This window comes from Caballeronia sp. INML1, assembly GCF_023631085.1.
Classification (GTDB): domain Bacteria; phylum Pseudomonadota; class Gammaproteobacteria; order Burkholderiales; family Burkholderiaceae; genus Caballeronia; species Caballeronia turbans.
Genome location: NZ_JALQDT010000051.1, coordinates 151,892 through 176,701 on the forward strand (window position 1 = coordinate 151,892; position 24,810 = coordinate 176,701).

The window sequence follows — 24,810 nt, forward strand, 5'->3', positions numbered from 1 at the left end:
GGAGACATCGATGTCACGACGCAAGCTGTCCCTGTCCGCGCTGACGGTCCTCGAATTGACGCCGCCGCAGATGGTCGAGTGCGCGGCGCGTGCGGGCTACGATTTCGTCGGCCTGCGGCTCGTGCCCGCGACCGATACCGAGGTGCGCCACGAGATCGTCGGCGCGACGCCCTTGAGGCGCGAAACGCTCGCGGCTTTGAAGGACACCGGAATCGGCGTGCTCGATGCTGAAATCCTGCGCCTCAAGCCCGACACCAACGTCGCCGATTACGAGCCGATGCTCGAAACCGCGGCGACACTGGGAGCGCGCTACGTGCTCGTCGCGGGCAACGATCCCGACGAGGCGCGCACCGCCGAGCGGCTCGCGTCGCTCTGCGATCTCGCGAAGCCGTACGGCTTGTCGCCGTCGCTCGAACCGATGCCGTGGACCGACGCGAAGGACATCGTGCAAGGTGCGCGCATCGTGAAGGCGGCCGGGCGCGCGAACACGGGCCTGATCGTCGATCCGATTCATTTCGACCGCGCGGGATCGTCGACGCACGCGCTGCGCGAACTGCCGCGCGAATGGTTCGGCTACGTGCAGTTCTGCGATGCCCCCGCCGAGCGTCCGGCCGACCTCGACACGCTGCTATATCAGGCGCGTGCCGAGCGCATGATTCCGGGCGAGGGCGGAATCGATCTCGCGGGCATCCTGCGCGCATTGCCGGATGGCTTGCCGCTGTCGATCGAAGTGCCGATGAACGAATGGGCGAAGACCGCAAACGCGCTCACTCGCGCGAGGCGCCTGCGCGAGGCGACGCTCGCGGTGCTGGAGGCGGCCTACGCCGAACATTGACCCGCGCCGGTTGAATTCCGACGTGGAATCGTGTTCTACTCATGCCGCATCGGAACTTCGAGAGACTGAAAGATGGCAGGAAATCTGGAGCGGGCGTTGTCCATCATCGAGCTGCTGGCGAAAAACGGCGGGCGGATGCAGCTCGCCGCCATCGCCGATACGCTCAACATTCCGCGCAGCGGCACGCACCGGCTGCTCGCGATGCTGATCGACGAAGGCTATGTCCGGCAGGACGAGGATCACGGCGAGTACATGCTCGCGCTGAAGCTCGTATCGCTTGCGCTCATCTATCTCTCGACGGGCGGCGTGCTCGATGTGTCGCAACCGGTGCTCGACCGGCTCGCGGCGCAATCGGGCGAGCTGGCACGGCTGGGCGTGGTCGAAGACGATCACATCACGTTCGTCGGCAAGGCGCAGGGCGCGAAATCCGGCCTGCGCTACGACCCCGACATGGGCAGCCAGCCGCCCTTGCATTGCACGGCGAGCGGACAGGCGTGGCTGTCGTCGCTCACGGACGAGGAAGCGCTCGAGCTCGTGTCGAAGCAGGGCGGCCTGGGCAAGCCGGGCTCGGGCGGTCCGAAGGCGCCGAAGACGATCCAGCAATTTCTCGCTGAATTGCAGGCGGCGCGCAAACGCGGCTATGGGATCGCGAGCGAGACCTACGAGGCCGGCATGACGTCGATGGCCGCGCCGATCCATCATCCGGTGACGGGTGTTGTCGTGGGCGTCGTGAGTCTCGCCGGCCCGACCAGCCGGTTGCCCGACGCGCGTCTGAAGGAACTTGCGCCCGCGCTGCTCGAAGCGGCATCGGACATGGGCGCTGCGACGTTGAGCTCGCCATATTTCAAGCGGCCGGTGGTGAGGACGGAGGAAGCGGCGGGGGCGGTCGCGAAGGCGGCGGGAAAAGCGAAGAAAACGAAGGCTGTTTAAAGACGCGCCGGACGTCCCGATCCTGCACTATCCTGCACAGATCAAGCCCTCGCGAGGCCGATCATGAACGCAGCATCCGTCGGCACATCCCTGCGCGAAATCGATGATTTGCCGTCGCCGCGCGGCCTGCCGCTATTGGGCAACCTGCATCAATTGCCGCCCGCCACGCACCATCTGACGCTGGAGCGCTGGGCCGCCGAACTCGGCACGCCCTACGTGTTCCGCCTGGGCACGACGCCCGTCACCGTGTGGAACGACATCGAGCTTTCCCACGCCGTGATGCGCGAGCGGCCGCATCGTTACCGCCGCTATGCGCCCATCGAAAATATCCTGAAAGAGTTCGGCTGCAACGGGCTCTTCTCGATCGAGGGCGCGGCCTGGGAGCCGCAGCGCCGCCTCGTGATGCAGGCGCTGTCGATTCCCCACATCAAGGCGTTCTACCCCACGCTCGCCGCGATCACCGAGCGGCTGCGGCGGCGCTGGGAAGCCGCGGCGCGGGCGGGGCGCGTGGTCGACATGACCGATGATCTTAAGCGCTTCACCGTCGATGTGACGAGCGCGCTCGCGTTCGGCGAAGATCCGAATACGCTGGAAAACGAGCGAGTGCTGATCCAGGAGCAACTGGCGCTGCTATTGCCGATGCTGATGACGCGCGTGAACGCCCCCTTCGCCTACTGGCACTACGTGAAGTTTCCGCGCGACCGCAAGTTCGATGAAGCAATGATCGACGTGCATCGTCATATCCGCGAGTTGATGTCGAGGGCACGCGCCCGGATGCGCGAGGAGGCGGCGGTCGAAGCGTGCGAGACGCCGCTCGAAGAGACAGCCCGTGCGCCGCGCAATCTGCTCGAAGCGATGCTCACCCTGCGCGATGCGCCCGGCTCCGGCATCACCGACGACGAAGTCGCCGCCAACGTGCTGACGATGCTCGTCGCGGGCGAGGAAACGACCGCGACGTCGATCGCGTGGGCGCTCTTCTTTCTCGGCACCGACGACGCGTTGCAGGCGCGCGTCGCCGCACAGGCGCGGCAGGTGCTCGGCGGCTCGGCCGTGTGTCCGAGCTATGGCGCGATGCGCGAACTCGACCTGTGCGAAGCGGTGTGCACGGAAGCAAGCCGCCTGCATCCGGTTGCGCCGTATATGTCGCTCGAGCCCCTCGAGGAAGTGCGGCTTCAGGGCGTGCGCCTCGCCGCCGGAACGAAGATGTTCATGCTTCACCGGCCCGCGATGATGGACCCGGACAATTACGCCGATCCCGAACGCTACGACCCCGACCGATGGCTGCATGATCATCGGCATGAAGACGCGGCGTCGGAGCGCGGTGCGCACGAACCGCGCGCCTACCTGCAATTCGGCGCGGGGCCGCGCGTGTGCCCGGGGCGGCATCTGGCGGCGGTAGAGATGCGCCTCGTCGTGTCCATGCTCACGGCGAACTTCACCGCGCAACTCGCCACGAATCCCGCCGATATCCGGGAAGTCTGCACATTTACCGTGGTCCCGAGCGAAATGCCGATGCGTCTCACTTTGCGTTAGCGGCGCTAGCCGGCGCCCACTGCATCGGGGGCGGCGGAGGATGCCGGCACGCCGCCGCCCGTCGCCATCCACAGCACCTCGGCGTCTTCCTCGCTCGTCGAAATGGCCGCGTGGCCGGTGCGACTGTCGAAATAGATGCTGTCGCCGGCATTCAGATGTGTCGGCGCGTAGAGTTCGGAGTAGAGGCACACGCTGCCGCTTATGACGTAGAGAAACTCTTCGCCTTCGTGACGGCCCCAGTCGTCGAACGCATCGAGCGTGTGTGCGGAGATGCGGATGCGGAACGGCAGCATCGCCTTGTGCGCGAGCTCGGTTGCGAGCAATTCCATTTGATAGCCTCGATACGCGTGGCGCTGACCTTCGTTGCGGCGCGTGAGCGCTCGCCGGCCGCTTGCATTCAGCGCCGGCGCCGTGCCGAACAGTTCGGCGAGATCGATCTGCAGGCCGCGCACGATTTTCTGCAGCACGTCGAAAGTGGGCGACATCAACCCGTTTTCGATCTTCGACAGCGCCGAGCGCGACACGCCACACAGCCGGCTCGCGGTTTCGAGCGTCAGATCATGCGCGAGCCGCGCGCGCCTTACCCGGTGTCCCAGATCGGAAGCGGACTGTTCGGGCGAATTTTTTAGACTGAGACTGGGCATAAGGAGGAGCTGTTTTGTTTCCGATCATAACATCGGGCAAGCGCGGACCGCGTAACCTCGCGACGTTGCGAAACAAGCCGAATCTACCGTCGCAAAAGGGGCTGCGCATGAGGGACAACCCCAATATTGTCCGTTGTTGTGAGCGGCGACGGCAGCGCGTATAGTTGCCGGACTTACGAAAGTTTCTTATCAGAAACTTCCGCCAGAAGAACGGACCCGCGTCAAAAGGACATCACCGTGAACACACAATCGATTCTTTCCGACCTCGGCATCGCGAGCCTCGTGACCGATGGCGACATCGCCGTCACTTCACCGATCACGGGCGGAGTCATCGGCCGGGTGAAGCAGAACACCACCGCCGACGTGGACGCCGCCCTCGGCGCCGCGCGCACCGCGTTCGCCGCATGGCGCAATGTGCCCGCACCGCGACGCGGCGAACTCGTGCGTTTGCTCGGAAATCGCCTGCGCGAGAAAAAGGAGGCGCTCGGCCGCCTCGTGTCGCTCGAAGCGGGCAAGATTCTCCAGGAAGGCCTCGGCGAAGTGCAGGAGATGATCGACATCTGCGATTTCGCCGTCGGTCTCTCGCGCCAGTTGTACGGGCTGACGATCGCGTCGGAGCGCCCCGGCCATCGCATGGCGGAGACGTGGCACCCGTTCGGCGTGTGCACGATCATCTCGGCGTTCAACTTTCCGGTCGCGGTGTGGTCGTGGAACGCCGCGCTCGCGCTCGTGTGCGGCAATTCGGTCGTGTGGAAGCCGTCGGAGAAAACGCCGCTCACCGCGCTCGCCGTCGATCGCATTCTGCGCGACGCCATCGAAGAATTCGGCTCCGCGCCAGAGGGCCTTGCGTCGGTGATCATCGGCGGACGCGATGTCGGCGCGGCGCTCGTCGCGGACAAGCGCGCCGATATCGTCAGCGCCACGGGCAGCACCGAAATGGGCCGCAAGGTCGGCGTCGCGGTGGCGGAGCGCTTCGGCCGCTCGATTCTCGAACTGGGCGGCAACAACGCGGGCATCGTCTCGCAGACCGCCAATCGCGATCTCGCGCTGCGCGGCATCCTGTTCTCTGCGGTCGGCACGGCGGGGCAGCGCTGCACGTCGCTGCGGCGTCTCTTCGTGCATGAAAGCATCTACGACGACACCGTCGCGCGCCTGAAGGATCTCTACGCGAAGGTGCCCGTCGGCAATCCGCTCGAGCAGGGCGTGCTCATGGGACCGCTCATCGACGTACAGGCATTTGCGCGCATGCAGGACGCGCTCGAGCAGGCGAAGGGCGAGGGCGGCAAGGTGTTCGGGGGCGAGCGCGTCGCCGTGACGGGCCACGAAAACGGCTACTACGTGCGCCCGGCGCTCGTCGAAATGCCTTCGCAAACCGACGTCGTGCTGAAGGAAACCTTCGCGCCGATCCTCTACGTGATGCGCTATGCCGACTTCGATGAAGCCATCGCCGCGAACAACGCCGCCGCGCACGGCCTGTCGTCGTGTGCGTTCACGACGGACCTGCGCGAAGCCGAGCGCTTCCTGTGCGCATCGGGCAGCGACTGCGGCATCGCCAACGTGAACATCGGGCCGAGCGGCGCGGAGATCGGCGGCGCATTCGGCGGCGAGAAGGAAACCGGCGGCGGCCGCGAATCGGGCTCGGATGCGTGGAAGGCCTACATGCGCCGCGCGACCAACACGATCAACTACTCGTCGGAATTGCCGCTCGCGCAGGGCATCGACTTCAATCTGAGCTGAGGGCGATGTGAGTTCGAGCGTTGTCATCGTAGGCGGCGGTGTGATCGGCAGCTCGGTCGCGTATTTCCTGCGCGCATCGGACCCGACGGTGCAGGTCACGGTGATCGAACGTGATCCGACTTACGCGCGCTCGTCGTCGGCGCTCTCGGCGGCGTCGATCCGGCAGCAGTTCTCGACGCCGCTCTCCGTGCGCATGTCGCTCTTCGGCATCGAGTTCCTGCGCTCGATCGGCGAGCGGCTCGAAGTGAACGGCGAGCGTCCGTCCATCGATCTGCACGAAGGCGGCTATCTCTTCCTCGCGACGGCGCCGGGCGAAGCGACGCTGCGCGAGAATCACGCGCTGCAACGCGAACTGGGCGCGGACATCAGCCTCCTGGATTCCGCGCAGCTGCGCGCGCGCTTTGCCTGGCTCAATACGGACGACCTCGCCGCGGGCACGTTCGGCGAAAGCGGCGAAGGCTGGTTCGACGGCTACGGTCTCGTGCAGGCGCTGCGGCGCAAGGCGCAATCGCTCGGCGCGCGTTATGTGACGACGGAAGTCGTCGGCATCGGGCGTGAAGGACGGCGCGCGACGACCGTGCGTGCGGCCAACGGCGAAACCTATGCGTGCGATGTCGTCGTGAACGCGGCGGGCGCGTGGTCGCGCGGGATCGCGGCCATGCTCGGCATCGACATTCCGGTGTATGCACGCCGGCGCAGCATTTTCAACGTGTCGTCGCCGGCGAAGCTCGAACGCGCGCCTTTGCTGATCGATCCGACCGGCGTCTATTTCCGTCCGGAAGGGCGCACGTATATCTGCGGCACGTCGCCCTCGGCGGACAACGATCCTGACGACCTGCCGCTCGACGAAGTCGATCACGCGCTCTTCGACGACGTAATCTGGCCGACGCTCGCGCATCGCGTGCCGGCGTTCGAGGCGCTGCGTGTCGAACGCTGCTGGTCCGGCTATTACGAATACAACGTGCTCGACCAGAACGCGATCATCGGCAGTCATCCGGATCTGGAGAACTGCATTTTCGCGAACGGATTCAGCGGACACGGCCTGCAGCAAGGCCCGGCGACGGGACGCGGCGTGAGCGAGCTGATTTTGCGCGGACGCTACGAGACGATCGATTTATCGCCGCTCGACTGGACGCGCGTACTCGAAGGGCGGCCGATCATCGAAAAGAATGTCGTTTAACTGATAGAGGACTGGAAATAGCCGTTTTCCATAACCGATCAATTAAGTGCCCGGTCATTTGCACCGGGCATTTTTTTAGCTACGGAAATAGACAAGCGGATTGAAAACGGGCAGGTATGCGTTTCGAACGGGCATTCTTATCATCATCGTCATGCTGGCCTGCGAAGTCCATCAACGTAATCCACTAGGGCCAGCCGCTTTCGAGAAGCGCATTCTGGAAGCATCGAAACGTTTTTTCCGCGCTTTATATAAAGGAGATAAACCATGGAAGCGAATACGAGCGCGCATTTCTATGCCTGGATCGACGACGGCGAACTGCCGCCGGACACGAGCGTTCCGGTGTCGCATCGTTCCAGCCAGGTATCGGCAGAACCCGAATATGTCGCCGAAATTTGCGGACGCTTCGGGAAGACCGAAGAGGAGAAAAATTCCTGCGTGATTCGCGGGTACAACTGACGTCTTTAATGCAGAGTGTTGCGCGCGTGATACGGCGTGTCACGAAGGAGTTCAAAGCGCGTATGAACGCGCTTCCGCGCGATTCATGACGTGACTTCATGAAACGCAATATGCCGGTCGCAAAGACCGGCACTGCGGATTTTGTGTGCGTTGACAAACGGAATTGTTTTCAATCGACGTTGTGTAAATCGAGACCCGCCGCGCGCGGGTTTTTTCATGCACGGCGCGCTTTGCAGGATGCCTTGCGCTCGGCAGCGCGCGCCCGTCGGTGGCACAATCGCCCGCACCGCAGGCATATCAGGAGCAGAGGTGGCGAACCTCGATCTCGACAATCCGTTTCTCGAAGCGCTCGGCGCGACCTTCACCGAATGGCGCGCAGGCTACGCCGAATTCACGATGCTGATCCACGCGGGGCATCTGAACCGGCAGCGCATCCTGCAGGGCGGCGCGATCGCCACGCTGCTCGATGCGGCATGCGGCTACACGGGCCTCTTCACGACCGGCACCGCGCCCGTGCACGGCTTCACGCTCTCGCTCACCGTGAACTATCTCGATCGCGGCATCGGCGACAAGGTCGTGGCGAAAGGTTTCCTCGAGCGACAGGGACGCTCCGTGTATTTTGCGCGCGGCGAGGCGTGGGTCGACGATCGCGTGATGATCGCGAGCGCCCAAGGCACCTTCAAATACGCGCGCTGATCCCGGCGCGTCCGACGATGGCCACCCGGAATCTCCTCAGACGGCTCGACCTCACGACACTTCAACTCTTTCTCGCGGTGTTCGAGGAAGGCACGCTCACGCGCGCAGCCGAGCGCGAGGCGATCGCGGTGTCGGCGGCGAGCAAGCGGCTCCTCGAACTGGAGCAGGCGGTCGGCGCCGCGCTTTTCGAGCGCAAGGCGCGCGGCATGGAACTGACGCCCGCGGGCGAAACGCTTCTTCATCACGCGCGACGGGTGTTGCGCGATGTCGAAAACATCGGCATCGAACTCGCCGAGCATGCGAGCGGCGTGCGCGGCTATGTGCGGATGATGGCGAACCTGTCCGCGATCGTCGAATTCCTGCCGGAAGACTTGCGCGCGTTTTCATCCATGCACGACCAGATCAAGATCGATCTCGAAGAGCGGCCGAGCGGCGGCATCGTGGAAGGCGTCGCGGACAGTCTCGTCGATCTCGGTATCTGTTCCGGCGATGCCGACACGCGCGGACTCGAAAGCGCCCATTACCGTCATGATCGGCTGGCGATCGTCGTGCCCGGCGATCATCCGCTCGCGCCGCGTGCGAGCGCGGCGTTTGCGGAAACGCTCGATTTCGATCACATCGGCCTGCATTCGGCGAGCTCCATCAACATGCGCACGCATCTCGCGGCGCGGCAGGCGGGCCGCGCGCTGCGGTTGCGCATCCACGTGCCCGGCTTCGACGCCGTGTGCCGCATGGTGCAGGCCGGCATGGGCGTGGGCGTCCTGCCGTTGCAGGTGTTCGAAGCGATGGGCCGCCAGCTCGGGCTCGCGGCTGTCGCGCTCGAAGACGAATGGGCCGCGCGCAGTCTCGTGATCGTCGTGCGCGATTCGGCTGCGCTTTCGCCCGTGAGCCGCCTGCTCTTCGATCATCTGCGGACCGTCGAAGCGCGCGGCTAGCGCTCGGCTTCGCCCGAGCGTTCGCGTTTCGCGAACGGTCCTTGCCGAAATGCGGTTGGACGCACGCGAGCGTTCGCCAATAAGCTTGTCTCCACAGTACAACTCAGGAGACGAGCAGCATGAGCGGACCCCTTCAGGGCATTCGCGTCATCGAAATCGGCACGCTGATCGCGGCGCCCTTCGCGGCGCGCATGCTGGCCGAGTTCGGCGCGGAAGTCATCAAGATCGAAGCGCCGAAGAGCGGCGATCCCCTTCGCAAATGGCGAAAACTTCACGAGGGCACGTCGCTCTGGTGGTATCTGCAATCGCGCAACAAGAAATCGGTGTGCGTGAATCTGAAATCGCCCGAGGGCGCGGACGTCATCAAGCGGCTGGCTGCGGATGCGGACATCGTCATCGAAAACATGCGGCCCGGCGCGCTCGAAAAGCTCGGCCTCGGATGGGACGTGCTGCACGCGATCAATCCGAAGCTCACGATGGTCCGCATCTCCGGCTACGGCCAGACGGGCCCGTATCGCGACCGGCCGGGCTTCGGCGCGATCGGCGAGGCGATGGGCGGCATCCGCTACACGACGGGCGACGCCGAAGGCCTGCCTGCGCGCGTCGGTGTGAGCCTCGGCGATTCGCTGGCGTCGCTGCACGGCGTCATCGGCGCGCTGATGTCGTTGCTGCGCGTGAAGACCGGTCAGGGCGACGGACAAGTGGTCGATGTCTCGCTCGTCGAAAGCGTGTTCAACCTGATGGAAAGCCTCGTGCCCGAATACGATCTGCTCGGCCATGTGCGCGAGCGCAGCGGCGGGGCACTGCCGGGCATTGCGCCGTCGAACACGTATCGCACGGAGGATGGCGGCTTCGTCGTGATCGCGGGCAACAGCGATCCGATCTACCGGCGTCTGATGCACGTCATCGGCCGCGCCGATCTCGCCGACGATCCCGCGCTCGCTCACAACGACGGCCGTGTGAAGCAGAGCGCGATGCTCGACGAAGCGATCACCGCCTGGACCTCGCATCACTCGATGGACGACGTGCTCGCGACGCTCGAACGCGAGGAGGTGCCCTCGGGCCGCATCTATTCGGTCGCGGACATCGTCGGTGACGCGCATTACCAGGCGCGCGACATGATCCTGCAGGCGGATTTGCCGGGCGGCGCATCGGTGAAGATGCCGGGCATCGTACCGAAGCTCTCCGACACGCCGGGCGAAGTGCGCTGGCAAGGTCCGGCGCTAGGCGAGCATACGCAATCGGTAATGGAATCGCTCGGCTTCAACGACGCTGAAGTGCAGCGGCTGCGCGCCGAAGGAGCGGTGCAATGAATCATGCATACAAAGAACCGCTGATCGTCCAGGAAGTCGCGCCGCGCGACGGCTTGCAGATCGAGAAGCAATGGCTCGAGACGGAAGACAAGGTCGCATTGATCGATGGTCTCTCGGCGTGCGGCTTCACGCGTATCGAGGCGGGCTCGTTCGTGTCACCCAAGGCGATTCCCGCGCTGCGCGACGGCGACGCGGTATTCAACGGGATCCGGCGCGAAAAGGGCGTGATCTATGTCGCGCTCGTGCCGAACGTGAAGGGCGCGGAACGTGCGCTCGCCGCTCACGCCGATGAACTCAATCTCGTGATGTCCGCGAGTCAGACGCATAACCGCGCGAACATGCGCATGAGTTGCGAGGCGTCGCTGGCCGGCTTCGGCGATGTCGTGCGGCTCGTCCAGCGTGCGGGTTCCACGGTTTCGCTGAACGCCACGGTGGCTACTGCGTTCGGCTGCCCGTTCGAAGGGCGCATCGACGAGGACCGCGTCGTGTCGATCGCGCGGGCTTATCGGGAGATGGGCATCGACGGCATCACGCTCGCCGATACGACCGGCATGGCCAATCCGCGCCAGGTCGCGCGGCTCGTTGCGCGCGTGCTCGACGACATGCCCGCCACGCACCTGACGCTGCACTTTCACAACACGCGCGGGCTCGGCCTCGCCAATGTCCTCGCCGCCTATGAAGCAGGCGCGCGCCGCTTCGACGCCGCGCTCGGCGGCCTCGGCGGGTGTCCCTTCGCACCGGGCGCGTCGGGAAACATCTGCACCGAAGACCTCGTGAACATGTGCGAGGAGATGGGCATTCCGACGGGCGTCGATCTGCAGAAGCTGATCGCGCTGTCGCGCACGCTGCCCGCGCTCGTCGGACATGACGTGCCGGGACAAGTCGCGAAGGCGGGACGAAATTGCGATCTGCATCCGGTGCCCGATTACGTGCGGGCCATCTGAATCACAAGACCAGAACAATATTGGAGACAACCATGAGCGATCTGAGCGTAGGCGCGGCAAACAAGCCGCAGGCAATCGAAAATACCGCGGACATCATCCGCAAGGTGGCGTGGCGGCTGATGCCGCTCATCATGCTGTGTTATCTCTTCGCGTTCTTCGACCGCATCAACATCAGCTTCGCGAAGTTTCAGCTGCAAAGCTCGCTCGGCTTTTCCGATACGGCTTACGGCCTTGGCGCGAGTCTTTTCGTGATCGGTTATGTGCTGTTCGAAGTGCCGAGCAACATGTTGCTCTACAAGGTCGGCGCGCGGCGCTGGATCGCGCGCATCATGATTTCCTGGGGCATCGCAACCGCCCTCATGGTTTTCGTGCAGACGGAGTGGCAGTTCTACGGACTGCGCTTCATCATCGGCGCGATGGAGGCAGGCTTCGCGCCGGGCGTGCTGTATTACCTGACGTTGTGGTTTCCGGCGAGCTATCGCGGGCGCATCACGTCGCTGCTGTTTCTCGCGTCGGCGTTTTCGGGTCTGGTCGGCGCGCCGCTTTCGGGTCTCGTGCTCGGTCATATGAACGGCGTGTTCGGCATCGCGGGGTGGCACTGGCTGTTCCTGCTCGGCGGCCTGCCGTGCGTGCTGCTCGGCGTGCTGGTGCTGAAGGTGCTGAAGGACCGCATCGATGACGCCGCGTGGCTCACGAGCGCGGAAAAGACCTGTCTGAAGAGTCAGATTTCGACGCAGAGCCAGCATACCGACACCGGCCATTCGCTGTTCGGCGCGATCAAGACGCCTGGCTTCCTGATGCTCGGCCTGATCTACTTCCTGATCCAGATCGCGTCGTATGGCCTGAACTTCTGGGCGCCGCACCTGATTCGCGCGGCGGGCACGCAGAATCCGACGATCATCGGTCTCCTGACGGCGGTGCCGTACATCTGCGGCGCGATCTGCATGGTCGTGGTCGGCCGCATGTCGGATCGCTCGGGCGAGCGCCGCAAGTTCGTCGCGATACTGCTCGTGATGGCCGCGGCGGGCTTCTTCGCGGCGGGCATCTTCGACAAGCAGACGACGCTTCTCATCGCCGCGCTCGGCGTGATGGGCGCGGGCGTGATCGCGTCGATCCCGGCGTTCTGGGCGCTGCCGCCGAAGCTCCTGACCGGCGCGGGTGCGGCGGGCGGCATTGCGCTGATCAACACGCTGGGGCAACTGGGCGGCATCGTGAGCCCGGTGATGGTCGGCCGCATCCGCGACACGATGGGCAGCACGACGCCCGCGCTGTACGCGATCGGCGCGATGAGCGTGGTGTGCGCGCTGTTGCTGCTGTTCGGATTGCCGCAGTCGCTCAGGCAGCGCGATCATTCGGAGCACACGGGCTGACGCGGCACCTGTCGCGAAGGTCAGAACGCCCGGCGGAACCTCGTTCATCCGCCGGGCGTTTTCTCATCTGTCCCGCCTCAACCCTTCCACGTCCACTCACGAATCTCGTCGCGGTCGATGCCTTCTTCGTGCGCGTACCGCACGCTCTCGATGATCTGATTCTTGAGCCATTCCTTCGTGTGCGCGCTGCTGCCGGCGATGCGCGGCACGCGGTCGATCACGTCGATCGCAAGCGTGAAGCGATCCACGCCGTTGATGATCGCGAGCTCGAACGGCGTGTTGATGTTGCCCCGCTCGCGATAGCCATGCACGTGCATGTTCTCGTGATTCGTGCGGTTATACGTGAGCTTGTGCACGAGCGTGGGGTACGAGTGGAAATTGAAGATCACCGGTTTGTCGCGCGTGAAGATCGAATCGAAATCGCGGTGCGACAGGCCATGCGGATGGTCCGTATCCGGCAACAGCCTGAAGAGATCGACGACATTGACGAAGCGGATTTTCAGGTCCGCGCAGTTGGCCTTCAGGATCTCGACGGCCGCGAGCGCTTCCATCGTCGCGATATCGCCCGCGCACGCGATCACGACATCCGGCTCCGCGCCCTGATCCGTCGACGCCCAGTCCCAGATGCCGATGCCCTTCGCGCAATGCACGATGGCCTCGCGCATGCTCAGATACTGCAAGTGCGGCTGCTTGTCCGCGACGATCACGTTCACATAATCGTGCGAGCGCAGGCAGTGATCCGCGACGCTCAGCAGGCAGTTTGCATCGGGCGGCAGATAGATGCGCACGACGCCCGGGCTCTTGTTCGTGACGACATCGAGGAAGCCCGGGTCCTGATGCGTGAAGCCGTTGTGATCCTGGCGCCACACGAGCGACGTGATGAGCAGATTGATCGACGGCACCGGCGCGCGCCAGCGAAGCTCGTTCTTCGCCTTTTCGAGCCACTTGGCGTGCTGGTTGAACATCGAGTCGATCACGTGCACGAACGCTTCATAGGTTGCGAAGAGACCGTGGCGGCCGGTCAGCACGTAGCCTTCGAACCAGCCTTCGAGCGTGTGCTCGGAGAGCATTTCCATGACGCGGCCATCGATGGAGAGCGCGCCGCCATCTGCGTCCTCGGGCAGCGTCTGTGCGAGCCAGCGCTTGCCCGATGCTTCGTACACGCCATCGAGCTTGTTGCTTGCGGTTTCGTCCGGGCCGAAAAGACGGAAGCTCGTCATGTTGCGACGGATGACGTCGCGCAGGAAGGTGGCGAGCACGGCGGTCGGCGACTGATAGACACTCGCCGCGCGCTTGAACTCGAACGCGTAATCGCGGATATCGGGCAAGTCGAGCGATTGGCGCAGCACGCCGCCGTTCGCGTGCGGATTGGCGCTGATGCGCCGCGCGCCTTCGGGCGCGAGCGCGCGTAGCGTCTCGATCAGGCGGCCGTCTTCATCGAACAGTTCTTGCGGCCCGTAGCTGCGCAGCCAGTTCTCGAGCAGCGCGAGATTGCGGTGATTGCTGGCCGGATCGGCGATCGGCACCTGATGCGCGCGCCAGAAATTCTCGACCTTATGACCATCCACTTCCTTCGGCCCGGTCCAGCCTTTCGGTGTGCGCAGGACGATCATCGGCCAGCGCGGGCGCGTCACGTCTTGCGGATTGGCGCGCGCGTTGGCCTGTATCGCGCGGATATCGGCGATGCAGCGTTCGATCGTCGCGGCCATGCGCTGGTGCATCGTCCGAGGCTCGTCGCCTTCGACGAAATGCGGCGCGTAGCCATAGCCTTTGAAGAGATCTTCCAGTTCGTCGTGCGGAATGCGCGCGAGGATCGTCGGATTGGCGATCTTGTAGCCGTTCAGATGGAGGATCGGCAGCACGGCGCCGTCCGTCGCCGGATTGAGGAACTTGTTCGAATGCCAGGACGTGGCGAGCGGGCCGGTTTCCGCTTCGCCGTCACCGACGACCGTCGCGACGATCAGATCCGGATTGTCGAACGCCGCGCCGAACGCATGCGAGAGGCTGTAGCCGAGCTCGCCGCCTTCGTGTATCGATCCCGGCGTTTCCGGCGTGCAATGCGAGCCGATGCCGCCCGGCGACGAAAACGCGCGAAACAGCCTGAGCATGCCGCGCTCGTCGGCGCTGCGGTCGGGATAGATTTCCGAGTAATGGCCTTCGAGCCAGGAATTGGCGAGCGTCGCGGGCGCGCCGTGGCCGGGGCCGGAGACGAACAGCACATTCAGGTCGTCGCGCCTGATCAGCCTGTTCAGATGCACCCACACGAACGACTGGCCGGGGTCCGAGCCCCAATGACCGAGCAGCCGGCGCTTGATGTGCTCGGGCTTCAGGGGCTCGCGCAGCAGCGGATTCGCGCGCAGGTAGATCATGCCGACCGACAGATAATTGCAGGCTCTCCAGTAGGCGTCGATTCGTGCGAGGAGGTCGGGGTCGAGGGGCGTGGCGAGAGCGGTCGTGCGGGTGACGTCGTCGTTCAATTGCGTCTCCTTGAGAAGTGGGAGGATTGGTCGAGCGTCGTGCGTGCGCGTTCGCGTTCGCGCAAGATCGGATCCCGCGCGCTGTTCAATGATCGGAAACGTGTGTGGCGTTATGTTGGCAAGGACGGGCACGGCGCGCGAATCGGGCGCATCGGGCGCATCGGGCGCATCGGGCGAATCGGGCGCCGCCCTGAAACATCATAAGGCGGCTTGGGCGTTCTGACAGGCGGGTGCGTCACTCCATCGCCCGATGGCGGAGGTCGTGGTCCATCATAAGTGCCCGGTTGTCTTCCCACATGCCGAAATAGTGGACCATGAAGCTGTCCGGGCGCCGATAGATCCACGGCGTGTTGATGTCGATGAAAGACGACACGTGCACGTCCGGCAGCTCCTCGAATGCGCGAATGAACTGATGCTGATCGCCCTGGCTCGCGTAGACATGTGACTTGTCTTCCAGCCTTGCACACTCATCTATCACGCGTGCAAAGGCGTCGTAGTTTTGCTGATTGCGCTGAAAGCCCATGATGCCGGAATTGAAGCGCCACGTGCCCATATCTCTCGCAAGCACCGTTTGGCGCCCGTGCGTAAAGGGTTCGAGCCGCTGGTTCATGTCGTTGATGAGCACGTCGGCGTCGAGCCAGAACACCCATTGATGGTTCGGCAGGTACTCGCGCAGCAGCGCGGCCTTGAACCAGTTGCCGGAGGTCTTGCCGTCGTTCAGCTGCGCGGGAATATCGCGATGGACGTAGAGCGTGTATCCCTGACGCTCGCAGTAACGCCTGAAGTTCGCCTCCGCGATCCGCCCGTAGCCCGCGACGTTCGGCGTATAGAGCGTGACGATCGCAATCGGGCGGTTCGGCTGGAAAACGCTGTGCGCCGAAGTTTCGCGCACGCCGGTGTCGGTGAGCGTCAGATAGGGCAGGCCCCGCGCGCGGCATTCGTTGATGTGTTCGAGGAGCGCCGTGCGAAACCGCCGATGCTGTTTGTCGTCCTGGATGCTGACGGAGAACGCCGGCCAGTTGGCCCAGACGCTTTGGAGGTTCGACGCAGCCGGAACGACCACGAAGACATCGCCGATGCGGTGCTGAACCGGACACGCGGTGAAGTTGTGCAGCAACCCGGCCTCGCGCTCCGGCAGCACGACCCCGTAACGGCAACGTCCGACGAGATCCGCGACCTTCTCGCGGACCGTCGGCGTGTTGCGGAACATGAGGATGTCCGTCTGCGGCAGATCCGAATCGCTGCAAACGAGCAGCCAGTCACGGCCCGCCATGAGGTCGGTCAGGGGCGTCGAGCGCAGAAGGGCGGCGTTCTCGCTCAGCAGCAGCACGATTTCGTTGGGCTGGGCCTGTTGCAGATGGCGCAGGAGCGTTTCGTACTTGTAGAGCCAGCGCACGGCGTTGTTGCTGCCGGACAGTTCGGACAGGTCGAGCTCGACGTGGCGGTAGCCGTGCTCGCGCGCATAGTGGCGATGATTGACGAGCGCGGCGCGCGCGCGGTCGAACAGAAGGCTGATGACGATCATGGAAGCTGTGAACGAATGGAAATTACGCGAGGACGCACGCCGGGGCGACGCGCCGAAGCCGCTCGAATGAGCGAACCGTCTAGCATCGCCGGAAGAACGATCGGCTCGGATGGGAACGTTCCGAAAACCGCACGCAATACGCCATTTCTCAAGCACTCATAGAATGTCCCGATGACCCGAAAATCCGCTTCCGCGACCGACGCCTTGCAGGGCTTCCATCCCGCCGTCGCCGGCTGGTTCCGTTCGCGCTTTCCCGCCCCGACCGCGGCGCAGGCGCGCGCGTGGCCGCTCGTGCACGCCCGCCGCTCGACGCTCGTCGCCGCGCCGACGGGCTCGGGCAAGACGCTCACCGCCTTTCTCGCCGCCATCGACGAACTCGTGCGCGACGGCATCGCGCTCGGCGGGACACTGCCGGACGAGACGCGCGTCGTGTACGTGTCGCCGCTCAAGGCGCTGTCGAACGACATTCATGTGAATCTGGAGGAACCGCTCGCGGGGATCGCACAGACGCTGCGTGAATCCGGCGTGGCCGCGCCCGAGATTCGCGCGGCCGTGCGCACCGGCGACACGACGCAGCAGGAGCGCAACGCGGTGAAAAAGCGCCCGCCGCATTTCCTCGTGACGACGCCCGAATCGCTTTACGTGCTGCTTTCGTCCGATTCGGGCCGCGCGATGCTCTCGACCACGCGCACCGTGATCGTCGATGAAATCCACGCGGTCGCGGGCAGCAAGCGGGGTTCGCACCTGAGCCTTTCGCTCGCGCGGCTCGACGCGCTGTGCGAGGACGCGGGCGGCCAGCGCCCGGTGCGCGTCGGCCTGTCGGCCACGCAAAAGCCGATCGAGCTCGTCGCGAAGTTTCTCGCCGGCGAGGGTAGCGAGGGCGGCGCCTGCGAAATCGTCGACGTGGGCCACGTCCGCGCGCGCGATCTCGCGCTCGACATCCCGCCGATGCCGCTCCAGGCGATCATGTCCAACGACATGTGGGAGCGCGTCTACGACCGGCTCGCGGAGCTCGCCGGGCAGCATCGCACGACGCTCGTTTTCGTCAACACGCGCCGCATGGCGGAGCGCGCGGCGCGGCATCTGACCGAGCGTCTAGGCAAGGAAGCGGTCGCGGCGCATCACGGCAGCCTCGCGCGGGAACATCGGCTGGACGCGGAACAGCGGTTGAAGCGCGGCGAGCTGCGCGTGCTCATCGCTACGGCGTCGCTGGAACTGGGCATCGATATCGGCGAGGTCGATCTCGTCTGCCAGCTCGGTTCGCCGGGGTCGATCGGCGCGTTCCTGCAGCGCGTCGGGCGTTCGGGGCATCACGTCGGCGGCGTGCCTAAAGGACGGCTTTTTCCGACTTCGCGCGACGATCTGATCGAATGCGCAGCGCTGCTCGACTGCGTGCGTCGCGGCGAGCTCGACGCGCTGACGATTCCGCGCGCGCCGCTCGACGTGCTCGCCCAGCAGATCACCGCCGAAGTCGCGTGCCGGGAGTGGGGGGAAGACGAACTCTTCGAGCGCATCACGCGGGCGTATCCGTACGCGACGCTCGACCGCGCGCATTACGAGGCCGTGCTGCGCACGCTCGCCGAAGGCTATACCGGCCGGCAGGGCGTGCGCGGGGCCTACGTGCATCGCGATGCCGTCTCGCGCACGTTGCGCGGCAGGCGCGGCGGCAAGATGACTGCGGTGACCTCGGGCGGCGCCATTCCCGACAACGCCGATTTCGCCGTGATCCTCGAGCCGCAGGGCCTGCAGATCGGCACGGTGAACGAGGATTTCGCCGTCGAGAGTCTCGCGGGCGATATCTTTCAGCTCGGTAATACGTCGTACCGGATCGTGCGCGTGGAAGGCGGGCGCGTACGCGTGGAGAACGCCAATGGCCAGCCGCCGAACATTCCGTTCTGGCTCGGCGAAGCGCCGGGCCGCAGCGACGAGCTGTCTCACGCGATATCGAGGCTGCGCGGCGAGATCGACGTGCGGCTCGCGCAAGGCAGCGTCGACGAAACCGTCGCGTGGCTGGCGGACGCGACGGGCATCGGCATCGAACCGGCGCGGCAGATCGTCGATTATCTGGCGCGCTCGCGTGCCGCGCTCTCGGTGCTGCCGACGCAGGACACGCTCGTCATGGAGCGCTTCTTCGACGAATCCGGCGGCACGCAGCTCGTGATTCACGCGCCGTTCGGCAGCCGTGTGAATCGCGCGTGGGGTCTCGCGCTGCGCAAGCGCTTTTGCCGCACGTTCAACTTCGAATTGCAGGCGGCGGCCACCGAGGATGCGATCGTGCTGTCGCTGACGGGCAGCCACAGCTTCGCGCTCGACGACGTCTGGCGCTATCTGAAATCAGCGACGGCGGAACACGTCCTGATCCAGGCGCTGCTCGACGCGCCGCTTTTCGGCGTGCGCTGGCGCTGGAACGCGACCAACGCGCTCGCGCTGCCGCGCTACAGCGGCGGGCGCAAGGTCGCGCCGCAATTGCAGCGCATGAAAAGCGAGGACCTGCTGGCGGCGGTGTTTCCGGACCAGGTTGCGTGCGCGGAGAACATCGCGGGCGAGCGCGACGTGCCTGCGCATCCGCTCGTCGAGCAGACCATCGACGATTGCCTGCACGACGCGATGGACAGCGACGCGTGGCTCGCGCTTTTGCGACGCATCGAAACGGGCGATGTGCGGCTCGTCACCCGCGAGTTGCCCGCGCCGTCGCCGCTCGCGGCCGAAATTCTGTCGGCGCGTCCCTACGCGTTCCTCGACGATGCGCCGATCGAGGAACGCCGCACGCAGGCCGTGCTCGCGCGCCGCTGGACCGATCCGCGCTCGGCGGACGATCTCGGCGCGCTCGATCCCGAAGCGATCGCGAGCGTGCGCGACGAGGCGTGGCCAGAGGTCACGAGCGCCGATGAAATGCACGAGGCGCTGACGACGCTCGCCTGCATCGCCGAAACCGAAGCGCAGCGCAGTCCCCAATGGCCCGCATGGCTCGAATCGCTGGCGCGCTCCGGCCGCGCGACGCGCCTGAGAGTCGCGGAGCACGACGCGTTGTGGACGCCCGTCGAGCGTCTCGCGTGCGTGCGCGCCGTCTACGGGCACGCGCCGATGCACCCCGCGCTGCACCCGCCGCCCGGCTTCGACGACGCCTGGGCGTCCGACGATGCGCTCGTCGAGATCGTGCGCGCGCGCTTGTCGGGCTTCGGACCGCTGACGGTGCCCGAGATCGCGCGACCGCTCGCGCTGCCCGCTTCGGCGATCGCGCTGGCGTTGACGCGGCTCGAAGCGCAGGGCTACGTGATGCGCGGACGCTTCACGCCGGGCGCTCAGGCCGACGAATGGTGCGAGCGGCATCTGCTCGCGCGGATTCATCGCTATACGGTGCGGCGGCTGCGCCGCGAGATCGAGCCCGTCGAGCGGCAGGATTTCATGCGCTTTCTGCTCGAATGGCAGCGCGTCGCGCCCGAGGCGCAAGGCGAGGGCCGCGACGCGCTGGGTGCCGTGCTGGAACAGCTCGAAGGATTCGAGGCGCCCGCCGTCGCATGGGAGGACGAAATCCTGCCGGCGCGCATTGCCGATTATTCGGGAATCTGGCTCGACGATCTCTGCCGAGCCGGCAAGCTCGTGTGGACGCGCCCGGCGGGACGTTCGCGCGCGTCGGGCGGCCCGGTGCGCGGCACGCCGATCGTGCTGCTGCCGCGCCGTCACCTCGGCGCGTGGAATGCGCTCATGCGCCCGGACGAAGCGCCGCAGCTTTCGTCGCGGGCCGAACGCGTCTTCGATGCGCTGAAAGCCCACGGCGCGATGTTCTTCGACGAGCTTCTCGGCGACGTGCGGCTCCTGCGCACCGAACTCGAAGACGCGCTCGGCGAACTCGTCGCGCTCGGACTCGTCAATGCCGACAGCTTCGCGGGCCTGCGCGCGCTCCTCGCGCCAGCGGCGAAGCGCAACGCGTTCGCGCGTCGTCCGAGGCGCGGCGGGCTCTTTATCGGCGGAATGGACGATGCCGGGCGCTGGGCACTGCTGCGCCGCGCAAAGCAGGACGATACGCGCGAGGAAGGCGATCTCGAGCACGTCGCGCTGACGCTCTTGCGCCGATATGGCGTCGTGTTCTGGCGGCTGCTGGAGCGCGAGGCCGAATGGCTGCCGCCGTGGCGCGATTTGCTGCGCGTCTATCACCGGCTGGAGGCGCGCGGCGAGATCCGCGGCGGGCGTTTCGTCGCCGGGCTCGCGGGCGAGCAGTTCGCGCTGCCCGACGCGGTGCCCCTTTTGCGCGACATGCGCAAACGGCCGAAGGACGGCGCGTTCGTCGCGCTCTCGGCGGTCGATCCGCTCAATCTCGTCGGCACCTTGCTGCCGGGCGAGAAAGTGCCGGCGCTCGCGGGCAATCGCGTGCTGTATCTCGACGGCCTGCCGGTCGGCGCGGTCGTCGCCGGCAAGACACGTTATTTCGGCGATGTCGAAGGAGAAGGGCGCGAGCGCGTGCGGCTCGCGCTCGTCAAACGCTCGGCGCGCTCGCTCGGTACGTCGTTCGGTAGCGGGATGACGGGCACCGGCTTGCCGGTGCGCCATTGACGCAGCGAGGGAGGCGGTCCCTCGCTGAAGGCGACGTCACTTCTTCGCGACGATTCTGGTCGTGAACGGCCCGGTCTGCACGGCCGGCACGTCCTTCACCGGCACGCCCGGATAGTCGACGACACGATTCACGTTCGACGCCGGCCGGAAGCGAAACGACGCCCGCACGCCATCGCGCGCACCGCCGACGATCGTGTGCATCGCCTGCCTGTCGAGTTCGACGCTGTCGGCGAGATCCCTGATTTTGAGGACGGCCATGGATGTTTCCTCCAGAGTGGGGAGTCGTAGTCGAGTATAGACAATCCGGCTTGCCGCACCGGACCGACTCCACGATCCGGCGCGCCATACATCGGACGGCAAACGCCAATGGCGGCGAAAGGCGCGAGCCTTCTGCCGCAAAGACGTTCGCCTCTAGCGAATGCGAAAGCCGTGCCAAAGCGCGATGTAACGCCAAAAATCGCGTAAGACCATGATTTGCCGACGTTTTATTCGACGCCGCCGGCATTGGGGAGGCTGATTAAGCGCGGGATCTGCCTGCGCCGCGCCGACACTCGCCGCCGATATGTCGGTCTCCGAACGACATGTGCGCGACGCCGCGCATGATCGCAAACGCCATTTGCGAAAGCGTCAGGCGAAGGCTAGTATCGAACGAGCACCGGGGTTTTGTTACGACAAGTAAGTTCGATCGATTCGGAGCCGCATCGCGACGCACAGATGACAAGTTTTGCGCAAGCGATTCGTACTTATCGGGGCGACGGCGGGTCGCGCGACGAGTTCTTTGCGGGAGTGGACGGCGCATTGGCGACCGAGCAGACTCCGGCAAAGCGGCTCATGGAGATCCTCGACGAGGAGCACGCGGCGCGACCCTTGCCGCCCGACATTTATGCGGCTATCCGCCGCCGCATCGAGCACGCGGCGCGCATGCACCCGGAAGCCGATTCCCCCACGGGCCCCGCGAGCCGCGACGAGACGCGTCTGCAAACATCACCGGGCTTTGCGCCGCCGCCGTCGCGCGATCCGAGCAGCGGCACCGGCAGCCAGGCGACGCAGGTGATCGCCGATCACGATCAGCAGATGAAAGGCGTCGGCGACACGCTCAACAGCCGCTTCGTGCTCGAAGAATGTCTCGGCATCGGCGGGATGGGCACCGTCTACAAGGCGCTCGACCTGCGCAAGCTGGAAGCGTCGGACCGGCGGCCGTATGTCGCGATCAAGGTGCTCAATCTCCAGTTCCGCGGCAATCCGAAATCGCTGATCGCGCTGCAGCGTGAAGCGCGCAAGGCCCAACAGCTCGCGCACCGGAACATCGTCACCGTATACGACTTCGATCGCGACGGCCAGATCGTCTATCTGACGATGGAATATCTCTCCGGCCAGCCGCTGTCCCGATTGCTTCGGAACCCGAATTTCAAGGGCATGCCGTTCTCCGAGGTCTTCCCGATCTTCAAGGGCATGGCCAACGCGCTCGCCTACGCGCACGAGCGCGGATTCGTTCATTGCGATTTCAAGCCGCCCAACGTGTTTCTGACGGACACGTCGGAAGTGAAGGTGATCGACTTCGGCATTTCGCGCGTCATTCAACGGCCCGAGGAAGAGACCGAGGCGACCGTGTTCGATCCCGGCAGCCTCGGCGCGATGACGCCCGCGTACGCGAGCCCGGAAATGATGGAGCATCGCGAACCTGATCCGCGTGACGATATCTATGCGCTCGGCTGCATCACCTATGAACTGCTGACGGGCAAACACCCGTTCGACCGCGTGCCCGCGCTGCAGGCGAAGAGCGCGGGCATGAAGCCGCAGCGCCCCGAGCATCTCGGCAACAGGCAGTGGAAGGCGCTGAAGGCCGCGCTCGCGTTCGAGCGCGAGGCGCGCACGCCGAGCGTCGTGCAATTCCTCGAAGAGATCGCCGAGGAGCACGCCGGCCCGACCACGGGCCGCAAGGCGAAGAAGGGCGGCGCGCCGAAGCTCGCGATCGGCGCGGCGGCGGTCGTGGCGGCGTTGATCGCGGGGGCGGGCTACTACTTCTACGAGCAGTCGGGCGCAGGCGAGGAAGCCGCGCGCGAAGCGCCGTCACGGTCGTCCGAGGGCAGCGCCACGGGCGCGGTGACGCCGCACGCGCCCGAGACCGCGGCGCCGGCTTCCAGCGTGGCGGTCACGCCCGCCGTGCCGCCGACGCCCGTTCCCCAGCTCACGATGGCGGCCGTCACGCCTGTGCTCGCGAGCGTGCCGTGTTCGGCGCTCGTCGCGTCGGTGCACGATCAGACCGTCGACGTGCAGGGCTTCGTGTCGCAGAAGTTCGGTCTCGCGCGCCTGAAAGAGGCGCTCGGCCGCGTGCCAGGCGTGAAGACCACGAACTTCGGCGTGCAGCAGGTCGCCGACGACAAATGCGACCTGCTCAAGGTGTTCGGCCCGTTCTGGACGGCCAACCGGCAGTCGGGCAGGCCGGCGTCGGTGCATACGCGTTCGCGCGCGACGCGCCTCACCGAAGGCGATCCGCTGATCGTCGATCTGATGACGCCCGCGTTCGAGTCCTACGTCAGCGTCGACTACTACATGCTCGATGGCAGCGTCGTGCATCTGGTGCCCAATTCGCGCTCGCGCGACAACCAGGCGCCGGCGAACTACACGGCGACCATCGGCACGATGGGCGACTGGGTCGTCGGCAAGCCGTTCGGCTCGGAGATGATCGTGCTGACGGTCACGCCCGCGCCGCTCTTCGACTCGGCGCGCCCCGACAGCGAGGCGAAGCCCGAATATCTGCGCGCCGTAGAAAAGCGCCTCTCCGCGCTCGCGGGCAAGTACGGCCGCGACCGCGTGGCCGTCGATATTTTCCAGATCACGACGCAGGCCAGGAAATAACAGCGGCTCAGGGCTTGATCGCGGAGGCCAGCACGCAAGGCATCGGGATGAGCAGCTCGCCGTGCGCCGTGTAGGCCTTCACGCGCGTTTTCACTTCCTGCTCGATCGCGGCGAGCGCGCTCCTCGACTGCGCGCGCAGCAGCGCCGCCATGCGCACGCCGCCGTGCATCAATCCGTCGAGCGGCGTTTCGGGCAGCACGAGATGCCAGGTCTGCTCGACTTCGACGGCGCGCGCATCGACAAAGCCCGCTTCGGTCAGCACGCGCACGCATTCGCCGGGATCGCTGAAACGGAAGAAAGGCGGCGCGGGCGGCATGCCGACATCGGGCTTGCCGTGAAGCTGGATCGCGTCGAGCACCATGCCGAAGCCGACCGCACGCTCAGGCAGCGCCCACGCCGTGAACGCGACGCGGCCGCCCGCGCGCAGCACGCGCGCCGCTTCGCCGAGTGCGCGTTCGGGCTCGGGAAAATGCAGCATGCCGAAGCTGATCCCGACGGCATCGACGCTTTCGTCGTCGAACGGGAGATGGGCCGCGTCGGCGATCTGAAATTCGATCTCGGGATGAAGCTGGCGCGCATGCGCGATCATCGACGCGGAGAAATCGACGGCCGCCGCGGTCGCGCCGCGCTCGATCGCCGCCGCGGCGAGATAGCCGGGGCCCGCGGCGACATCGAGCATGCGCGTACCCGGACCGACTGCGAGCGCATCGAGCAGCGCGGGATGCGACTGAACGGTCAGCCTTCCAAAGTAATCCTCGTACGAGGGGACAACATGCTCCCAGCCGTTCTTCTCGAACGCCGCGAATTCATCGAATTGCATGACGC

Annotated in this window: 18 protein-coding genes; 13 read left to right on the plus strand and 5 right to left on the minus strand. The window is 65.6% G+C overall.

What is annotated here, in order from left to right; translation table 11 throughout:
- The first annotated feature begins 10 nt into the window (after positions 1–10).
- From NCR38_RS16850 to NCR38_RS16860, 3 genes are all read left to right on the plus strand, one after another.
- Complete coding sequence (locus NCR38_RS16850) at positions 11–835, plus strand: sugar phosphate isomerase/epimerase (RefSeq protein ID WP_061115885.1); 825 nt, start codon at positions 11–13, stop codon at positions 833–835.
- A 72-nt stretch (positions 836–907) separates the two neighbouring features.
- On the plus strand, positions 908–1,765 hold the full coding sequence (locus NCR38_RS16855) for an IclR family transcriptional regulator (protein WP_061115884.1): 858 nt from the start codon (positions 908–910) through the stop codon (positions 1,763–1,765).
- A gap of 63 nt (positions 1,766–1,828) precedes the next feature.
- On the plus strand, positions 1,829–3,298 hold the full coding sequence (locus NCR38_RS16860) for a cytochrome P450 (protein ID WP_061115883.1): 1,470 nt from the start codon (positions 1,829–1,831) through the stop codon (positions 3,296–3,298).
- A 5-nt stretch (positions 3,299–3,303) separates the two neighbouring features.
- On the opposite strand, the gene NCR38_RS16865 is transcribed toward NCR38_RS16860, so the two are convergent.
- Positions 3,304–3,942, minus strand: a complete 639-nt coding sequence (locus NCR38_RS16865; protein ID WP_061115882.1) for a helix-turn-helix domain-containing protein — start codon at positions 3,940–3,942, stop codon at positions 3,304–3,306.
- 237 nt (positions 3,943–4,179) lie between these two features.
- Here NCR38_RS16865 and NCR38_RS16870 point away from each other — a divergent pair, with 237 nt between their 5' ends.
- From NCR38_RS16870 to NCR38_RS16905, 8 genes are all read left to right on the plus strand, one after another.
- Positions 4,180–5,679: an aldehyde dehydrogenase family protein gene (locus NCR38_RS16870; protein WP_061115881.1), complete on the plus strand. Its 1,500-nt coding sequence runs from the start codon at positions 4,180–4,182 to the stop codon at positions 5,677–5,679.
- 7 nt (positions 5,680–5,686) lie between these two features.
- The gene (locus tag NCR38_RS16875) at positions 5,687–6,859 is read left to right on the plus strand and encodes an FAD-binding oxidoreductase (RefSeq protein ID WP_061115880.1); all 1,173 of its coding nucleotides are present in this window, start codon (positions 5,687–5,689) and stop codon (positions 6,857–6,859) included.
- Positions 6,860–7,123: 264 nt separating this feature from the next.
- Complete coding sequence (locus NCR38_RS16880; protein ID WP_061115879.1) at positions 7,124–7,315, plus strand: hypothetical protein; 192 nt, start codon at positions 7,124–7,126, stop codon at positions 7,313–7,315.
- Between the two features lie 309 nt (positions 7,316–7,624).
- The gene (locus tag NCR38_RS16885; protein ID WP_250477411.1) at positions 7,625–8,011 is read left to right on the plus strand and encodes a PaaI family thioesterase; all 387 of its coding nucleotides are present in this window, start codon (positions 7,625–7,627) and stop codon (positions 8,009–8,011) included.
- 17 nt (positions 8,012–8,028) lie between these two features.
- On the plus strand, positions 8,029–8,946 hold the full coding sequence (locus NCR38_RS16890) for a LysR family transcriptional regulator (protein ID WP_061115877.1): 918 nt from the start codon (positions 8,029–8,031) through the stop codon (positions 8,944–8,946).
- A gap of 119 nt (positions 8,947–9,065) precedes the next feature.
- Positions 9,066–10,259 carry a CaiB/BaiF CoA-transferase family protein gene (locus NCR38_RS16895; protein WP_061115876.1) on the plus strand — a complete coding sequence of 398 codons (1,194 nt, stop codon included), beginning with the start codon at positions 9,066–9,068 and terminating at the stop codon, positions 10,257–10,259.
- Positions 10,256–11,203 carry a hydroxymethylglutaryl-CoA lyase gene (locus NCR38_RS16900; RefSeq protein ID WP_061115875.1) on the plus strand — a complete coding sequence of 316 codons (948 nt, stop codon included), beginning with the start codon at positions 10,256–10,258 and terminating at the stop codon, positions 11,201–11,203. The genes NCR38_RS16895 and NCR38_RS16900 overlap by 4 nt, the downstream gene beginning before the upstream one ends.
- A gap of 32 nt (positions 11,204–11,235) precedes the next feature.
- Positions 11,236–12,573, plus strand: a complete 1,338-nt coding sequence (locus NCR38_RS16905; protein WP_061115874.1) for an MFS transporter — start codon at positions 11,236–11,238, stop codon at positions 12,571–12,573.
- Positions 12,574–12,650: 77 nt separating this feature from the next.
- Here the strand turns inward: NCR38_RS16905 and NCR38_RS16910 are convergent, their stop codons facing one another.
- Positions 12,651–15,050, minus strand: coding sequence for a phosphoketolase (locus NCR38_RS16910; RefSeq protein ID WP_061115873.1), 2,400 nt, complete (start codon positions 15,048–15,050; stop codon positions 12,651–12,653).
- Positions 15,051–15,285: 235 nt separating this feature from the next.
- Positions 15,286–16,575 carry a hypothetical protein gene (locus tag NCR38_RS16915; protein WP_061115872.1) on the minus strand — a complete coding sequence of 430 codons (1,290 nt, stop codon included), beginning with the start codon at positions 16,573–16,575 and terminating at the stop codon, positions 15,286–15,288.
- Positions 16,576–16,746: 171 nt separating this feature from the next.
- Between NCR38_RS16915 and NCR38_RS16920 the strand changes: the two genes are divergently transcribed.
- On the plus strand, positions 16,747–21,126 hold the full coding sequence (locus tag NCR38_RS16920; RefSeq protein WP_250477412.1) for a DEAD/DEAH box helicase: 4,380 nt from the start codon (positions 16,747–16,749) through the stop codon (positions 21,124–21,126).
- 36 nt (positions 21,127–21,162) lie between these two features.
- Here NCR38_RS16920 and NCR38_RS16925 read toward each other — a convergent pair whose 3' ends face one another.
- Positions 21,163–21,384 carry a hypothetical protein gene (locus NCR38_RS16925; RefSeq protein ID WP_061115870.1) on the minus strand — a complete coding sequence of 74 codons (222 nt, stop codon included), beginning with the start codon at positions 21,382–21,384 and terminating at the stop codon, positions 21,163–21,165.
- 456 nt (positions 21,385–21,840) lie between these two features.
- Here NCR38_RS16925 and NCR38_RS16930 point away from each other — a divergent pair, with 456 nt between their 5' ends.
- The gene (locus NCR38_RS16930; RefSeq protein WP_061115869.1) at positions 21,841–23,985 is read left to right on the plus strand and encodes a serine/threonine protein kinase; all 2,145 of its coding nucleotides are present in this window, start codon (positions 21,841–21,843) and stop codon (positions 23,983–23,985) included.
- A 7-nt stretch (positions 23,986–23,992) separates the two neighbouring features.
- Here the strand turns inward: NCR38_RS16930 and NCR38_RS16935 are convergent, their stop codons facing one another.
- On the minus strand, positions 23,993–24,805 hold the full coding sequence (locus tag NCR38_RS16935; protein WP_061116099.1) for a class I SAM-dependent methyltransferase: 813 nt from the start codon (positions 24,803–24,805) through the stop codon (positions 23,993–23,995).
- Positions 24,806–24,810: the final 5 nt, after the last annotated feature.

Coding starts and splice junctions, on each gene's coding strand:
- NCR38_RS16850 (WP_061115885.1), top strand. CDS start 11: ATGTCACGACGCAAGCTGTCCCTGTCCGCGCTGACGGTCCTCGAATTG.
- NCR38_RS16855 (WP_061115884.1), top strand. CDS start 908: ATGGCAGGAAATCTGGAGCGGGCGTTGTCCATCATCGAGCTGCTGGCG.
- NCR38_RS16860 (WP_061115883.1), top strand. CDS start 1,829: ATGAACGCAGCATCCGTCGGCACATCCCTGCGCGAAATCGATGATTTG.
- NCR38_RS16865 (WP_061115882.1), bottom strand. CDS start 3,942: ATGCCCAGTCTCAGTCTAAAAAATTCGCCCGAACAGTCCGCTTCCGAT.
- NCR38_RS16880 (WP_061115879.1), top strand. CDS start 7,124: ATGGAAGCGAATACGAGCGCGCATTTCTATGCCTGGATCGACGACGGC.
- NCR38_RS16890 (WP_061115877.1), top strand. CDS start 8,029: ATGGCCACCCGGAATCTCCTCAGACGGCTCGACCTCACGACACTTCAA.
- NCR38_RS16895 (WP_061115876.1), top strand. CDS start 9,066: ATGAGCGGACCCCTTCAGGGCATTCGCGTCATCGAAATCGGCACGCTG.
- NCR38_RS16900 (WP_061115875.1), top strand. CDS start 10,256: ATGAATCATGCATACAAAGAACCGCTGATCGTCCAGGAAGTCGCGCCG.
- NCR38_RS16905 (WP_061115874.1), top strand. CDS start 11,236: ATGAGCGATCTGAGCGTAGGCGCGGCAAACAAGCCGCAGGCAATCGAA.
- NCR38_RS16915 (WP_061115872.1), bottom strand. CDS start 16,575: ATGATCGTCATCAGCCTTCTGTTCGACCGCGCGCGCGCCGCGCTCGTC.
- NCR38_RS16920 (WP_250477412.1), top strand. CDS start 16,747: ATGACCCGAAAATCCGCTTCCGCGACCGACGCCTTGCAGGGCTTCCAT.
- NCR38_RS16925 (WP_061115870.1), bottom strand. CDS start 21,384: ATGGCCGTCCTCAAAATCAGGGATCTCGCCGACAGCGTCGAACTCGAC.
- NCR38_RS16930 (WP_061115869.1), top strand. CDS start 21,841: ATGACAAGTTTTGCGCAAGCGATTCGTACTTATCGGGGCGACGGCGGG.
- NCR38_RS16935 (WP_061116099.1), bottom strand. CDS start 24,805: ATGCAATTCGATGAATTCGCGGCGTTCGAGAAGAACGGCTGGGAGCAT.